The sequence below is a fragment of the Paracoccus benzoatiresistens genome, from assembly GCF_026913015.1.
GTDB classification, from domain to species: domain Bacteria; phylum Pseudomonadota; class Alphaproteobacteria; order Rhodobacterales; family Rhodobacteraceae; genus Paracoccus; species Paracoccus benzoatiresistens.
In genome coordinates, this window is the sequence record NZ_JAPTYD010000072.1 from 1 (window position 1) to 14,718 (window position 14,718).

A 14,718-nucleotide genomic window follows, 5' to 3' on the forward strand; every position below is an offset into this window, starting at 1 on the left:
AAGGTTGCCTCCCATTTGGCAGCCTTGAATCAGCCAGCGATCAGTTTGGAAACCCTCAAACGTCAACACGCCCTAGTGAACCAGGCTGCCGCGCGGTTCTCAGCTTCGACCGGCAGGTCGCGGTCAAGGCGGGCATGACGGCCGTTCCCTGGCCGGCCCAGCAGTATCGCTCTGTTATCCACTAGGCCGGGAAGGCGCGCAGCGAGGCATCCTGGAAATTGCCAGTTGGCAATTTTTCAGTTTTCAGCTCTGCCCAAAAGATAACTGTCTAGAACTAAGCGAAGTTCGGCAGTGTTGATGCTGTCCGAAAATTCAATCCGAACCCTTTTTCCGCGCTTTTCGATGCTGACGCCATGCGCGGGCTTGTTGGCCTTGGGCGCGGGGCCGTATGCGGCAGCCTTCAAGCGCGACAGGACCTTCGGCACGGCGACATAGGCCCCCTGCCCTGCCCTAGCCTTTTCCTGTTCTGCCGCGATTTTTTCGGCTTCGACAAGCACTTTGTACTCAGCATCCTGAAGCATCGGGCGTATCTGCCGGGCATGCAGTTCCCGGATTTCGGTGATGCGAGGCCAGGCGTTGATGATAGCCTCTGGCAGACGGGCAAGATGCAGATAGCGCGACAGCCACGCCTCGGACACTTCAAGCCGTGCGGCCATGGTCTTTTGCTTGCCGCCGTAATAGGCGCCAAGCGCCTGAAGATAGTCCCGGGCCCGCTCGTAGTCGCTCAGGTCGGCGCGGTCCCGGTTTTCGATATCCGCGAGGCGAAAGGCTTCCTCGTCGGTCAGGTCGCGGACTTCGATCAGATAGCGGAACTGGGGATAGTTGTTGGCGCGCAGCCAGCTTATGGCGAAATGCCGACGGGCGCCGCAGATGACCTCGTATTCCGCCCCCTGCCCCACCGGCAGCCTGCGAACGATCGCGGGAAATTCCTGCTGTCCTTGGGACCTGAGGCTGTCGATCAGCTCACGGCAGTTTTCCTCGGTCAGCAAGTTATAGGCCCGGTTGTGCCGGGCCCACATCACGCAGCTTGCGGGATCGACCCATCTCAGCACCTTTTCCTCGCGCTCGCCGGTTTCCGACAAGGCGTTTGTCCGTTTCAGGAACCGCGCTCCGGCCCGGTCCGGCGTCGCCGGCGCAGGCAGGTTTTTCAGGACATCGTCGAAGATTGCATCGTGCCGCTTGCTCACAACAAGCCCTCCTTGCGCAACTGCCGGTGATGGCTTGGCCAAGTCTTGCGGACCAGCAGCTCGACCTCGCGCCCAACTGCGTCAAGATAGGCCCGGCAGCGCTTGTGCGTCTCGGTCCGGGTTGCGGGGCCTGTCAGTTCGTAGACCGTCATCAAGTTGGCCGTCGCATTATCGATCTCGGCCGAATCCTTCAGCGAGACGTTCAGGATGTCCTGGGGAAAGACCGCGTCCATCATGCGTTTGATGGCCTGATGCGCGGATTTCTGGTCGTTCATCTTGGAGGTCAGGATCTTCACGAAGCTGTATTCCCGCGCCCCGCCATGCCGGGCCAGTTCCGCTAGGGTCGATTCCATCATCTTCAGGAAGTGCGCGGTGGAAGCGAAGTCGATATTGTTGGGCGGTGCCGGGATCAGCAAGGCATTGGCCGCACGCAACACCGAAAGCGACAGCATCCCAAGCGCGGGCGGAGGATCCATTAGAATGATGTCGAACTGGTCCGCAATGGACGCTACGCCGTCGCGCAACCGGTCAAGTATAAAGGCCGGATCGCGCGCCATTCGGGCGGCAAATTCGTATTCCGCGTCATAAAGCCCCAGATTCGCGGGGATCAAGGCGATGCCGGGCCAATAGGTCGCCCGCAGTGCATAATGCAGCGACTTTGGGCCTCCATGCTGCAGAAAGGGGTAAAGCGTATCTTCCTCTTCGTGCACGTCGACATCCGGGTTCAGCCCGAAGACCGCCGTCGTCGAGGCCTGCGAATCGCAGTCTATGATGCAGACGCGATAGCCGCGAAGCGCGAAATATTGTGCCAGATGTACCACCAGGGTAGTCTTGCCGACGCCGCCCTTGAAGTTCTGCACCGCCATGATCAGCGGTGGATCACCGGGGTCGCGGTGCGGAAGAGTACCGAAAACTTCTCGCATGCGGTTTACCTCGGCAAGACCGTATCCATGGCGGCGGTTGGTGGTCTCATCCTTGGCCGGTTCAGGAAGCCGCCCATCGGCCTCCGCATCACGGATTGCTTTTTCCGACCGGCCAACCATCTCGGCTGCTGTACGGACGTTGAAGAGCAGGTCCAACTGCTTTCGTGTTCCGGGCGAAAACACCCTTTCCCTCAATCGTTCGATCACTGTCGAGGCACGCTGGCTAAGGACGGCAAGCTCGTCCAGCGTGACGGGAGGTAGAGCTGGGTTCATTGTTACGACTTCGCTGCTTTATTCGCTGCACTATGTCGGAAAGCGATCAACGCGTAAAGTTCGGTTTTTCGAATCGAAGTTGGCCAAAACCGGTAGTTTGCGAATCGCCTTGGAAGGAGTGGTTTTGGCGCTTGTGTGCCGCAATGGCAGGGCTGGTTCGTCCCATTTTGTAAGCAATCTTAAGTCGGCGCTGTTGGGATCTGTGGATAAAACAAAGCCTACCTCTTGTTCAGATTCATCAGATTCAGATTCACGGGAGACAAGTAACTGTTTGTCTAAGGGTTTTTGTTGATAAACTTACATATCGGGGCGCTGCGGCTTACTTTCGGGGAGGATATTTCTTACGATTCGGGACAGTGTGCCTTACAGGGTGGGTTCTGCCCTAGACTTACATTTTGGACGTCAGGATGCACGTTTGGTGGGGATAGAAATTACCCTACAAAAGCAGTGTGTTGCAAATCTCCTGGCCGAAGCTGCACAAGGCTGCCCTTACTTTTCGGGTGATACCCGCGCCTCTTTGGATGACGCGCTTGAATGCTTACCTTCATAGAGTTACAAAAGTAAGGTTCCAGACGTAAGGTGAACTGTGGCAGACGCATCGATTCGGACGGTAGAGGCGCGGCCTAACGCCGACAGTTTGGTCAAGCCGGGCGAACTTGTCGACCTTGTCGAGGTGACGCCTCTGACCCTTAACGACCGCCGGATCTATAACCAGCTTCTGGAAAACGCCTGGGATGCCATTGACAAGCCCGTGACCCATGTCATTGCCAAGTCCGTTCTGCGCGGTAGCCACAATTCGAATGACCGTGTGGGCGAAAGCCTTGAAAGGCTGATGTCCGCAATCGTCAAAGTTGCCGTGACCTGGGAGGGAGAACCAGCGGTCGAACGTGTCCAGCTTTTGGGTGGAAACCTTGAAAGCAGCCGGAGCGACGGATTGCTGGAATACGAAATTCCCGCTCGGCTGCGAAAAATCATCCGGAACAGCCAGATCTTCGCGCGCCTACAGCGTGAGGTGATGTTCGCCTTGTCTTCCAAATACGCCTTGACCCTGTACGAGATGGTGCAAAAACGTGGAAACTTGCGCTGGAAATCGTCTGAACGATTCACGCTCGATTCCTTGCGGGGCATCATGGGTGTGCCAAAGGGCAAGCTCTCGTCCTGGTCCAACCTTAAGCTGCGCGCCATCGACCCGGCTGTCGCCGAGGTCAACGCACTGTCGGATTTCATGGTCGAGATGTCGCCGATCAAGACGGGGCGGGCCGTGACCCATGTCGAGATGCGGTGGTGGCGCAAGGACGGCGACGCCGGCGGGGCAGCGGATCGCGCGCTGCAGTTTTCCAAAGTGGGTCGGCGGATCAAGGCCGAGGGCCGGACCGAGCAGGTGGTTGCAGGTCAGGGCGCGCGGCCCCGGCCGGCTTGGCTTGATAGTCACGGCCCGTCCCTGCAGACGGCAACCTACGAGACTGCGAGGCTACGTCATCCCGGCTTTGACATCTATTTCATAGAAGGCGAATGGCGCAGGTGGAGTGTGTCTAAAGAGCCTCCAAAAGACCCGGATCGCGCCTTCCTAGCTTTTCTGCGAAGCTATGCCGACAAGAACCCGATCTGAAAATTGCCAATTGGCAATTTCTGGAAGGGGCAGACCTCGGGCCCTGGAGCCCTCGATCCCAGCCGATGCTCCGCGTTTGACTACATCCCGCGCTGCTGTAGCGTGGCGCCCGGAACATCGCAGGACAGATGAGAGATCTTCTGGTGCAGGCAATTGGCGGTGTCATGGTGGCGCCGCGGCGCCTTGGCCCCGCTATCGGCACGGTGCCGGTCATTTCCAAGGTGACGGAGCAGGGCGTCAGACCCTGAAGAAGCCCATGTCGAAGGGCCGGGTGCCCGGCCATCTGCCAAAGCCGGCGCCTGGCCTGAAGGTCAATGCGTTCACCTCTGGCCTGGATCATCCCCGCTGGATCGAGGTCTTGACGAATGGCGACGTGCTGGTTGCCGAAGTCAGGGAACAAGCAGGACCTGCCAAAGCCCCTTTTGGATCGCGTCGAACAGACGGCGATGCGCCGCGACAACGCAGTCGGGATTAGCGGCAACCGCACCACCTTGTAGCGCAATACGGACGGGATCGGGTCGCGAAACCCGCCAGATGTTCCTGGAAGGGCAGAACCATCCCTGCGGCATGGCTCTTCTCCGGAGCAGCTTCTACATGGGAAACAGGGACGGCATTGTCGCCTTTCCTTATAAAGACGGTCGCACACGTCTCACCGGCCTCGGCCGAAAGCAGCTGGACTTCAAGCCAAGCTAGGACTCGCCCGGCAGGCTGATTGTTTCCCCCAACAAGACCCTGATCCATACCATCGTCGGCTCGCTTAGCAATATTAGCGAAGGGCATGGCGGCCGAGGAGGCGGGCTCCGCGATCTGGAAATTGGATCTTGCCGCCGGAAGACCCGCGTCTTCGCGTCCATGCTGCGCAAACCCGTCGGGATGCGTGGCAACTCAAAACGCAGGTGCAGTGTGCCGTCGTGAACGAGCGTGATGACCTAGGCGAAGAAATCCCTACAGACTATCTGACATCGGTGCAGGACGGGGTTTCTACGGATAGCTCTATTCCTCTTGAGACGAGACGACCGACAAAGGCCTTGGGCAAAGGCAAGCGCAATCGACTGGGATTACGCCCTTGGCGGCCACACTGAATCACTATGCTGTGCTGGATGCCCGAAGGCACCCCGCCGGGCTTTGGCAGCGGTATGGTCATCGGTCGGCATGGCTCGTGGAACTGCTCAACCCTCAGCGGGTACAAGGTGATCTTCGTGCCGTTTGACGACAGGCGTCAGAGCGGTACGCTCTGGGATCTAATGTGGGGCTTTCTGTCCGACCATGAAAGGCGCGCCTTCAGGCGTCCTGTCGGCGTTGTAATCAGATCCCTCAGGCATTCTTCGCTTTTGGCAGACAATGTCTGCAACGTCGTCTGCAGAGTGAGCGAAGCGCGACAGCCATGCTTCGGTGCCAGCCGATCTGATCGTCCTAGTCCACTGGGAAGGGCAGGGGCCTGATGGTATCTTGCGGCCGACCGGCAAGACCGTTCTGATCACCGTGAAAATAGAACACCACAACTCCTATGGTGAAGTTGCGTCTATCCCCATTCTGTCTGCTCGTTGCAGCAGCATCCTGACGGTCGAGGGATACCATCTCCTGTTCCCCCTTGAGGTGCGTTCGCGCATCTGCTCCAGACGCACGGCGATGCCCGCCAGCGTTAGGCCGGGATCGGCGTGGCGCATGCCCGCCACGATAGCCAGTAGCCGGTCCTCCGCTTCGCGGCGTGGCGCCCGGTCCAGTACCGATGCCGGCAGCAGCCCGCCGCGCATGTATCGCCGTGCCGCTCGCTTCAGCCGCTCCGCTGACCAGGGCGCGGGACCTGGGCCTGCGCCCGCCGTGATCAGTCGCGCCAGATCCTCTCAGGCCATGTCGGGGCGGTTCCGGCGCACCAGGGACAGCCAGGTTTCGGCCGTGGCCTCCAGCTTGCGGAAATAGGTCTCGTCCCGCGCGGCCCGAAACTGGCGCAGCGCGTCGCGGTCGCCTGCCCGCAGGCCCGGATTGCCGCCCACCCGGCCTTGAGCACTGCCGCACGCAGCCGGGCGCGGGTGCGTTCACGGATCAGCGCGCGCTCCAGCTCCGCCACCGCACGCATTACCTGCAGCGAGAAGGTGCCTTGCGGCGTCGTTGTGTCGATCGGATCGCCGAGCGAGCGGAAATGCGCGCCGCGCGCCTTCAGGAGATCGATCACCTGCAGGAGGTGGACAAGCGAGCGGGCCAGCCGGTCCAGTTGCACCACGACAAGGGTGTCGCGGGCCCGATGGTGGCTAGAAGGCGTCCAAGCACCGGACGCATGCGGTCGGCCCCGTGGCGTGCTCCTCGTGTATGACGGCGCAGCCAGCGGCGCGGAGTTCTATCCTCTGCGGATCGAGCATCTGTTCGCCCGTCGAGAGGCGGGCATAACCGATCAGTGACATGGAAGGCCTCTGGTAGAGTAGGACGGAAGGCCCGCTTACAATGATGAAAGATGGTAAAAAACGGTCGTTTGTGAACCGTTGCATAGCAAGTCTCTTCCGGGTCGAGTCAGGCGAAGGATGCAGCGTTTCTTCGCGCTATCGCTGTCTGAAGCACCTTATCTTTTGGCACCTCCCGCTCGACATCTGTGTCACTTGAGGCGTGCTTTAGTAGATAGCAGCATGGTTTAAGAAGCCGTTCCAGTAAACCGCATTACGGGCCTGAATGGCGGATATAGCTATAAAATAGTCTTTCATTATGGATCTCGATGAGGGCAGGGGGAGCAGTAAGTGGGGCAGATCTCCGGGTAGTGTGGTTCAGAAGGGTTGCTTAGCGGCTGATTCAGTTAGCAAGGGATAGAGCTGGCGGATCGCTGCACGACTGGCTGCCCGGAAATCTGCCTCGGTTACGGAGGACCAGTTATCGACAGCACTCAGCGGGCGTCGCAACTCAGCGGTGGCGACAGCTATGCACATAAGTCAGCCACTGTCTGTGCAGGCTTCCTATACTTTTTATTTGACAACATGAAGCACTGATGGATAAACGTTTTACTATCAGGTTAAACGTTTATATGAGTGTTATGACGGCAATCACCATCAAGGACGTAGCAGCCGAGGCGGGGGTGTCCATTGCCACCGTCTCCAATGCCTTCAGCGGCCGGAAGGCTGTCAGTCCCGAGGTGGTCCGGCGCGTGGAGGAGGCCGCCCGGACGCTGGGTTACCAGAAGAACATCGCCGCCTCGCAACTGCGCACGGGCCGGGTCAAGGTGGTGGGGGTTCTGGTTCCCAGTCTGGCCGATACATTCTTTGCCGCGCTTGTTTCGGATCTGGAGAAGCTGGCCGAGGCTGATGGATATCAGGTGCTGGTTGCCACTTCGGGGGACGATGCCGCACGAGAGGCCGCGCAGTTGGATGCCTTGTTGGGGTGGAAGCCGTCTGGCCTTATCGCGGTGCCCTGCACCAACGCGATCCCCGACACGCTGAGACGCGAGATGGTCGCCCTGCCGGTCGTGCTGGTTGACCGGATCGGCGAAGAGGACCTGCCCGTCGACACCGTGGTCGTGGATAACCATGCCGCCGGCCGCGAGGCTGCCCAGCACGTGCTGGAAAAGGGCCACCGCGAGATCCTGATCGCCGCTTCGGTGGCAGGCCTGCGCCCCATCGCCGAGCGTATTCGCGGCATCACGGATGCCTGCCTTGCGGCAGGGGTCGCGCCCCGCATCGTCGAACTTGGGACGGATGTCGAGGAAGGGGCCGCACGGCTGGGCGCCTTCCTTGCGCGCGAGGGGCATCCGACTGCCGTGATTGCCACGACCAACGTCACGACCCTGGCGACGCTGACGGCCTTTGCCCAGGCGGGGATCGACATGCCGGCGGATGTGTCGCTTGTCGGGTTTGACGATTATGCCTGGATGACGGCGCGCAGGGTGCCGCTTTCTGCGGTGCGTCAGCCGATCTCGGATATCGCGCAGTCCGCTTGGTCCTGCCTGATGACCCGGATCGGCGGGTCGGCGGACGCGGCGGTCCGCATCGTTCTGGATGCGCCCTTGCAGCGGCGCAATTCGGTTGGCGTTTCCCGCAGGGTTCTCGACACCGCGTAGTTGCTGCACAGCGAAGCCGGGCGGGGAGAGGCCCGGGTTGAAACAGGAAGCGGTCGGTTCGTCCGGCTGGGGAGGACATGGTGAGGAAGACGACATTCCTGGGGGTTGTCCCCCTGCTGGCGCCTGTGCAGCTTCTGCTGCTGGTCGTGGTGATCCTGCCGTCGATCTATGTCGTCTGGCTCAGCTTTCACGTGTCCAGCTTCGGACAGGCGCCGGAATTCACCGGGTGGAGCAACTATCTGCGCGTCCTGTCCGATCCCGCCTTCCGCGGCGCGATGTGGAACACGGTCGTGATCGTTGTCGTGGCCGTGCATCTGGAAATGCTGATGGCCCTTGGCATGGCGCTGCTCTTCAACAGCGGCATCCCGTTCCGGCGCATCCTGCTGGTCGCTGTGCTGGCGCCCTATGCCGTGTCCGAGGTGGTGGCGGTCGCCATGTGGCGCTTTCTATTCGACCTGGATATCGGGCCGATCACGCTGCTGATGCAGGGGCTTGGGCTGCCCGTCCTGGAGTGGTCCTATGATCCGGTGGACGCGACGGTGATGATCGTCCTTCTGACGATCTGGATGCATCTGCCGTTCACCTTCGTGATCCTCTATGCGGCCCGGCTTGCCATGCCCTCCGACCTCTACGAGGCCGCGCGCATCGACGGCGCCACCCGGCTGCAATGCTTCTGGCGCGTCACCCTGCCGCTGATGGGGCCCGCGATCCTGGTGGCGCTTCTGTTCCGCTATATCTTCGCCTTCCGCATGTTCTCGGAAGTCTGGCTGCTGACCGGTGGCGGGCCGGCCCGATCGACCGAGGTGGTGGCGGTCTACCTTTATCAGGAAGCCTTCAGCTACAACGCCTTCGGCACCGCGTCGGCCACTGCCCTTCTGATGGTGGCGGCCTCGCTGGTCCTGGCTTCGGGATATATCTGGCTCTTGCGTCGGCAGGTGAAGAATGCGCGCTGAAACCGTCCTGATCCGGCTGGGAAAGGCCGTGGCCGTGGTGGCGATCCTGTTCTGGTCGCTGTTCCCCATCGTCTTCATCGTCTCGTCGTCCCTGAAGCCCGGGCAGGACATCTTCGCCGTGCCGCCGCAATGGACATTCCAGCCGACGACCCAGCATTATGTCACGCTGTGGACGCAGTGGGGTGTCTTCTTCCAGGGCCTGGCGAACTCGGCCATCGTGACGGTGGGGGCGACGCTTCTGGCGGTCATCGCCTCGACCTGCGCGGGCTATGTGTTCTCGCGCCATGCCGCGCGGTGGTTGGAGCTGTCGATCGTGGGCCTGATCGCGGTGCGCCTGATCCCGCCGATCGTCGTGACGCTGCCGCTGTTTCCCATCGTGAACCGGTTGGGCCTGGCCGATACCCACCTGGTGCTGATCATCCTTTACGCGACCTTCTTCGTGTCGCTGGGCACGGTCCTGATGCGGACCTTCATCGACCAGATCCCGCGCGACCTGGACGAGGCCGCGGCCATCGACGGCGCCAGCCGGCTGACGATCCTGCGCCGGGTGATCGTGCCGCTGGCCGCGCCCGGGATCCTGGCGGTGGCGGTCTTCGTAGTCGTCTTCGCGTGGAACGAATTCCTGTTCGCCTTCATCTTCACCGGGACCAACGCCAAGACGGCGCCCCTGGTCATATCCGAGATGATCGGATCCATCGACGGGGTCGACTGGGGCGTGCTGTTCGCGGCCTCGACGGTGCAGCTCGCACCGGTGCTGATCTTCGTGATCCTGATGAACCGCTATCTGGTGGCCGGGCTGACCGCAGGCGCCACCAAGGGCTGACGACGTTTTCTTTGGGGAGGAGAGACCATCATGAAAACACTGCAGACGAACCGACGCGGCTTTCTGGCCGGAGCAACCGCCACCCTGGCGCTGATCGCCGCCGCACCCTCGCTGGCGGCGGGCAAGACGCTCAACATCCTCAGCCACCGGGTCCACCAGACCTCGCTGGGAGAGGGTGAAGCCGACCTGATGGCGGCTTGGAAGCAGTCGAATGACGCGGACCTGGCCTTTACGACCTTTGATTCCAATCCTCTGATGGACCGGCTGTTCCGCGAAGCCAGCTTGCCGGAAACCGAATTCGGCCTGGGCTATCTGGTGGACAACCGCCCCACCTCCGAGATCGCGAAGCTTTTCGAGCCGCTGGACCCCTGGATGGAAAAGGACGCCATCGCGGATTTTGCCGACATCGCGCCCGGCCTGATCAAGGGCATGACCATCGACGGCAAGCTGATCGGCATCCCGGTCCGCACCGCAACGCAGGCCTTGTTCTATAACCAGGACCTGCTGGAACAGGCGGGCTTCTCGGCGCCGCCCGCCACGCTTGAGGAACTGGTGGCGCAGGCCCGGAAGATCACGGACGACAAGATTGCCACGGGCATGATCCTGGCGTCCGATCTGGCGGTCTTCCCGGTGATGTTCGCGCGGGCCTTCGGCGGCGATTTCCTCACCCCGGACTTCAAGCTGCTGCCCGATCCCGCCGCGATGGAGCAGGCGCTGACGGTGCTGGCCGGGATGTTCGCGAACGGGGCCCTGCCACGCAGCTATGCCACCACCAAGAACGACGACCAGGTGACCTGGATGCAGCAGGGCAGGGCCGCCTTTACCGTGCTGCCCTTCGCCCGTGCCGCGCAGTTGAACGACCCGGAACAGTCGAAGTTCTCGGGCCGGATCACGGCCGTGGGCTTCCCCGTGGCCGAGGCTCTGGCGGGCAAGACGCCGATGGCCACGGTTGTCGAGGCCTGGGCCATGGTGATCCCCGCCAATGCCAAGGACAAGGATCTGGCCTGGAGCTATATCAAGCAGGTCGCCTCGCCCGAGACGACATTGGGCATGGCGCTGAACGGCAACGGACCCGCGCGGGTTTCCACCTTCTCGGACCCGCAGCTGGTTGCCAAGAACCCGCTGGCCACCATCGAGGCAGAGGCCCTGGCCAATGGACGGGGCGCCTTCCCGCCCTTCCCGGAAGCTGCCCGGGCCCAGGCCTTGTTCCTTGAGGAAGTGCAGTTGGCCGTTCTGGGGCGCAAGTCCCCGGCCGAGGCCGTCGAGGCGATTGCGGCCCGTGTCGCACCCCTGCTGCCCTGACCACGCACACCTGCCGGGCCGCATGGCTGGCCCGGCCCCATTTTTCAAGATCATCCATCAGGACCTTGCTTACCATGGCACAGACTTCGACCATTCAAGAACCCGCCCGCGAGATTCCCGTCAGCGCCGACTATGACGTCCTTGTCGTTGGCGGCGGCCCGGCAGGCCTGATCGCTGCCCTTGCCGCAGCCGAGGACGGCCTTCGCGTCGGGTTGCTGGAAAGCCGCAGCTTCGTCGGCGGCAACATGACGATCGGCCTGCCGGTGTTGGGCTTTCTGGGCCAGAAGGGCAACCAGATCATCGAAGGCCTGCCCCAGAAGTTCATCGACCGCCTGAAGACCCGCGACGCGGCGTCGGAACACCGGGCTTGCCCCCTGCACATGGGCATCACCCTGGTCGAGCCCGAGGCGGTCAAGACCGTCGGCCTCGAGATGCTGACCGAGGCCGGGGTGGACGTGGTCTTCTACACCTTCGTCGCGGGTGTGGTCATGGACGGGGACGAAACGACGATCCGGGGCGTGATCACGGAAAGCAAGACGGGCCGCAGCGCGGTTCTTGCCAAGGTCGTGATCGATTGCACGGGCGACGCCGACGTGGCCCACCGCGCGGGCGTGGTGACCGAAAAGGGCAACGAACATGGCGGGATGCAGCCCCCCACGCTGATGTTCTGCCTGTCGAATGTCGATACCGAAAAGCTGCGCATGGCCATCGCCAATTCCCCCAAGGAGGCGCGCACCTACCTGACCGACTTCATCCCCGCCGATTACTTCGGCCAGAACAACCAGTTCATCGTGGTCGGCCTGCGCGAGCTGATGGCCAAGGCGCGCAAGGAACGCAACCTCGACATCCCGAACGAACGGACGATCATCATCACCGGCTTGAAGCGCGGTGAGGCCTGGATCAACATGACACGGGTCACGGGCACCGACGGGACCGACGCCCGGTCGCTGTCGAACGGAGAGATCGTGGCGCGGCGCCAGATCGACGACATCGTGGAATACCTGGTGAACTATGTCCCGGGCTTCGAGAACGCCCATTTCACCAAGACTGCCCCCTTCCTGGGCATCCGCGAGACACGCCGGATCGTCGGCCGCTACATGCTGAACGAACAGGACGTGCTGGGCTGTCGCCATTTCGAGGACTCGATTGCGGTCGCGTCCTATCCCATCGACATCCACCGTCCCGGGGACGAAGGCTGCACCTTGCTGTGGTCCGGCGACTGCTACGACATTCCCTATCGCTCGCTGCTGCCGCAGACCGTCGAGAACCTGATCGTCGCCGGACGGGCCATATCGGCAACGCACGAGGCGATGGGCGCGATCCGGGTCATGGCCACCTGCATGGCCATGGGCGAGGCTGCGGGCCGGGCCGCCGCTTTGGCCGTCAAGCAGGACATCCGTCCCCATCAGGTCGACATCCATGCCCTTCGGCGCGACCTGCTGAGCCATGGCGCCTATCTGCGCGGCATGATGGGCGAACGGCTGACGCCCGAGACCGAGTCCGTCGCGATACCGGCCTGAGCCGTCCACGGGTCCTCGTCCGCGGGGGCCCGCCACGTCCAAGAAGGAGGAGCGCCATGGCCGAACTGCGGCTTTCGGGTGTCAAGAAGGACTATGGCGGCCATTCCGTCATCAAGGGGGTGGACCTGGATATCCGCCACGGCGAATTCGTGGTCTTTGTCGGCCCGTCCGGCTGCGGAAAATCCACGCTGTTGCGGATGATCGCGGGTCTCGAGGAGATCTCGGGCGGCACGCTCGAGATCGGGGGCAAGCGGGCCAACGATGTCTCTCCGCGCGACCGGGGCATCGCGATGGTGTTCCAGTCCTACGCGCTTTATCCGCACCTGACGGTGGCCGAAAACATGGGTTTCGGCCTGTCACTGCGCAAAACTCCCCAGGCCGAGGCCGCCAAGCGTGTGGCGCGCACGGCCGAGATCCTGCAGATCACCCATCTTCTGGACCGCAAGCCCAGCCAGCTTTCGGGGGGCCAGCGGCAGCGGGTCGCCATCGGGCGCGCGATTGTCCGGGATCCGTCCGTCTTCCTGTTCGACGAACCGCTGTCCAACCTGGATGCCGCGCTGCGCATGGATATGCGGATGGAGATCGCCAAGCTGCATCGCAACCTGGGGGCCACAATGATCTATGTGACCCATGACCAGGTGGAGGCAATGACGCTGGCCGACCGGATCGTGGTGCTGAACGGCGGCGTCGTCCAGCAGGTGGGTCGGCCGATCGACCTGTTCCGCAACCCCTGCAACGCCTTCGTCGCGGGCTTCATCGGCAGCCCGCGGATGAACTTCCTGCCGGTCAGGGTCGAAAGCGTCGATGCCGGCATGGCCCGGGTTGCCGCGCCCGGCATCGGCCCGGTGACCGTCTCCGCCGGCCGGATCGCGGCGCCGGGCCAGGCAATCCTGGGCGTCCGGCCGCAGATCCTGACCCCGGGCGACGCCGAGGGGCGTTGCCTGTTGCATGGCCGGGTCGCGCTGTTGGAGCGGATGGGAACGGAAACCCTGGTCAACATCCGGTTGACCGACGGCCCATCGGTGCTGGCGGTAGTCCCGGGCGATCTGGAACTATCGCCCGATCAGGACATCTCCTTCTCCTTCTCTCCGTCGGACGCGCGGCTGTTTCCCGCCAGCGATCTGCCGGATCCCTCTGCAATTCCCCATTGAGGCAAGACCCGGACATGGCACAAGACTTGAATGGCAAGACCGCGGCGGTGACGGGGGCGGCGTCGGGGATTGGCCTGGAATGCGCGCGGGCGCTGCTGGGGGCGGGAGCGCGGGTGGTGCTGATCGACCGCGCCGCGGATCGGCTGGAACGCCTCTGCCGGGAACTGGGCCCGGACGCGCATCCGCTGGTGGTGGACCTGCTGGACGGGCCGCAGGTCGATGCGATCGCCGAGCGGATCGCGCAGATCGCCGGGCCGGTGGACATCTTCCACGCCAATGCCGGCGCCTATGTCGGCGGGCCCGCGGCCGAGGGCGATCCCGATGCCTGGGACCGGATGCTGAACCTCAACATCAACGCGGCCTTTCGCAGCGTCCGCGCCGTGCTGCCCGGCATGATCGCCCGCAAGAGCGGCGACATCATCTTCACCTCGTCGGTGGCGGGCGTGGTGCCGGTGGTCTGGGAGCCGGTCTATACCGCCTCGAAATTCGCGGTTCAGGCCTTTTTGCACGCGACCCGGCGGCAGGTCTCGCAACACGGGATCCGCATGGGCGCGGTGCTGCCCGGCCCGGTGGTGACGGCGCTGCTGGACGACTGGCCGCGCGCCAAGATGGAGGAGGCGCTGGCCAACGGCTCGCTGATGCAGCCCGGCGAGGTCGCCGAGGCGGTGATCTTCATGCTGACGCGGCCCAGGGGCGTGGTGATCCGCGACCTAGTGATCCTGCCCAACAGCGTCGATCTGTAGGGAAGGGACGATCATGACAGAGCCGATCTTCCTGGGCATCGACGTGGGCACCGGCAGCGCGCGGGCGGGCCTGTTCGACGCGCGCGGCCGCATGCTGTCCAGTGCGAAACGCGACATCATGCTGTGGCGCGAGGGGGCCGGGATCGCCGAGCAGTCCAGCGACGACATCTGGTCGGCCGTCTGCGCCGCCACCCGCGA

At 62.8% G+C, this 14,718-nt stretch carries 11 protein-coding genes and 1 pseudogene; 9 read left to right on the forward strand and 3 right to left on the reverse strand.

What is annotated here, in order from left to right:
- Window positions 1-236 precede the first annotated feature (236 nt).
- Entirely contained in the window at window positions 237-1,187 is a 951-nt protein-coding gene (locus tag OU682_RS21475; protein WP_268944248.1) for a ParB/RepB/Spo0J family partition protein, read from the reverse strand.
- The gene (locus OU682_RS21480) at window positions 1,184-2,110 is read right to left on the reverse strand and encodes an AAA family ATPase (RefSeq protein WP_268944249.1); all 927 of its coding nucleotides are present in this window, start codon (window positions 2,108-2,110) and stop codon (window positions 1,184-1,186) included. Before OU682_RS21480 ends, OU682_RS21475 begins: the two co-directional genes overlap by 4 nt.
- Window positions 2,111-2,969: 859 nt before the next feature.
- Between OU682_RS21480 and OU682_RS21485 the strand changes: the two genes are divergently transcribed.
- A complete protein-coding gene (locus OU682_RS21485) occupies window positions 2,970-3,992 on the forward strand; it encodes a replication initiation protein (RefSeq protein WP_268944250.1) in 1,023 nt (340 codons plus the stop codon).
- A gap of 1,505 nt (window positions 3,993-5,497) precedes the next feature.
- On the opposite strand, the pseudogene OU682_RS21490 reads toward OU682_RS21485, so the two are convergent.
- A pseudogene (locus OU682_RS21490) lies at window positions 5,498-6,391 on the reverse strand (recombinase family protein).
- Window positions 6,392-7,008: 617 nt separating this feature from the next.
- On the opposite strand from OU682_RS21490, the gene OU682_RS21495 reads away from it, so the two are divergent.
- The 8 genes from OU682_RS21495 to OU682_RS21530 form a co-directional block, all read left to right on the forward strand.
- Window positions 7,009-8,028, forward strand: a complete 1,020-nt coding sequence (locus OU682_RS21495) for a LacI family DNA-binding transcriptional regulator (protein ID WP_268944251.1) — start codon at window positions 7,009-7,011, stop codon at window positions 8,026-8,028.
- A gap of 80 nt (window positions 8,029-8,108) precedes the next feature.
- Window positions 8,109-8,981, forward strand: a complete 873-nt coding sequence (locus OU682_RS21500; protein ID WP_268942578.1) for a carbohydrate ABC transporter permease — start codon at window positions 8,109-8,111, stop codon at window positions 8,979-8,981.
- Window positions 8,971-9,804, forward strand: coding sequence for a carbohydrate ABC transporter permease (locus OU682_RS21505; protein ID WP_268944252.1), 834 nt, complete (start codon window positions 8,971-8,973; stop codon window positions 9,802-9,804). Before OU682_RS21500 ends, OU682_RS21505 begins: the two co-directional genes overlap by 11 nt.
- A gap of 30 nt (window positions 9,805-9,834) precedes the next feature.
- Window positions 9,835-11,106 (forward strand): ABC transporter substrate-binding protein, encoded by a 1,272-nt coding sequence (locus OU682_RS21510; RefSeq protein ID WP_268944253.1) that lies wholly within the window; start codon window positions 9,835-9,837, stop codon window positions 11,104-11,106.
- A 74-nt stretch (window positions 11,107-11,180) separates the two neighbouring features.
- Entirely contained in the window at window positions 11,181-12,626 is a 1,446-nt protein-coding gene (locus OU682_RS21515) for an FAD-dependent oxidoreductase (RefSeq protein WP_268944254.1), read from the forward strand.
- 56 nt (window positions 12,627-12,682) lie between these two features.
- The gene (locus tag OU682_RS21520; protein ID WP_268944255.1) at window positions 12,683-13,777 is read left to right on the forward strand and encodes an ABC transporter ATP-binding protein; all 1,095 of its coding nucleotides are present in this window, start codon (window positions 12,683-12,685) and stop codon (window positions 13,775-13,777) included.
- Window positions 13,778-13,791: 14 nt separating this feature from the next.
- Window positions 13,792-14,520, forward strand: coding sequence for an SDR family oxidoreductase (locus OU682_RS21525; protein WP_268944256.1), 729 nt, complete (start codon window positions 13,792-13,794; stop codon window positions 14,518-14,520).
- A gap of 13 nt (window positions 14,521-14,533) precedes the next feature.
- A partial coding sequence (locus OU682_RS21530; protein WP_268944257.1) for an FGGY family carbohydrate kinase occupies window positions 14,534-14,718 on the forward strand: 185 nt, incomplete at its 3' end.

Excerpts from the sequence above, each read along its gene's own strand:
- OU682_RS21480 (WP_268944249.1), bottom strand. The coding sequence starts at position 2,110 with ATGCGAGAAGTTTTCGGTACTCTTCCGCACCGCGACCCCGGTGATCCA.
- OU682_RS21495 (WP_268944251.1), top strand. The coding sequence starts at position 7,009 with ATGACGGCAATCACCATCAAGGACGTAGCAGCCGAGGCGGGGGTGTCC.
- OU682_RS21505 (WP_268944252.1), top strand. The coding sequence starts at position 8,971 with ATGCGCGCTGAAACCGTCCTGATCCGGCTGGGAAAGGCCGTGGCCGTG.
- OU682_RS21510 (WP_268944253.1), top strand. The coding sequence starts at position 9,835 with ATGAAAACACTGCAGACGAACCGACGCGGCTTTCTGGCCGGAGCAACC.
- OU682_RS21515 (WP_268944254.1), top strand. The coding sequence starts at position 11,181 with ATGGCACAGACTTCGACCATTCAAGAACCCGCCCGCGAGATTCCCGTC.
- OU682_RS21520 (WP_268944255.1), top strand. The coding sequence starts at position 12,683 with ATGGCCGAACTGCGGCTTTCGGGTGTCAAGAAGGACTATGGCGGCCAT.
- OU682_RS21525 (WP_268944256.1), top strand. The coding sequence starts at position 13,792 with ATGGCACAAGACTTGAATGGCAAGACCGCGGCGGTGACGGGGGCGGCG.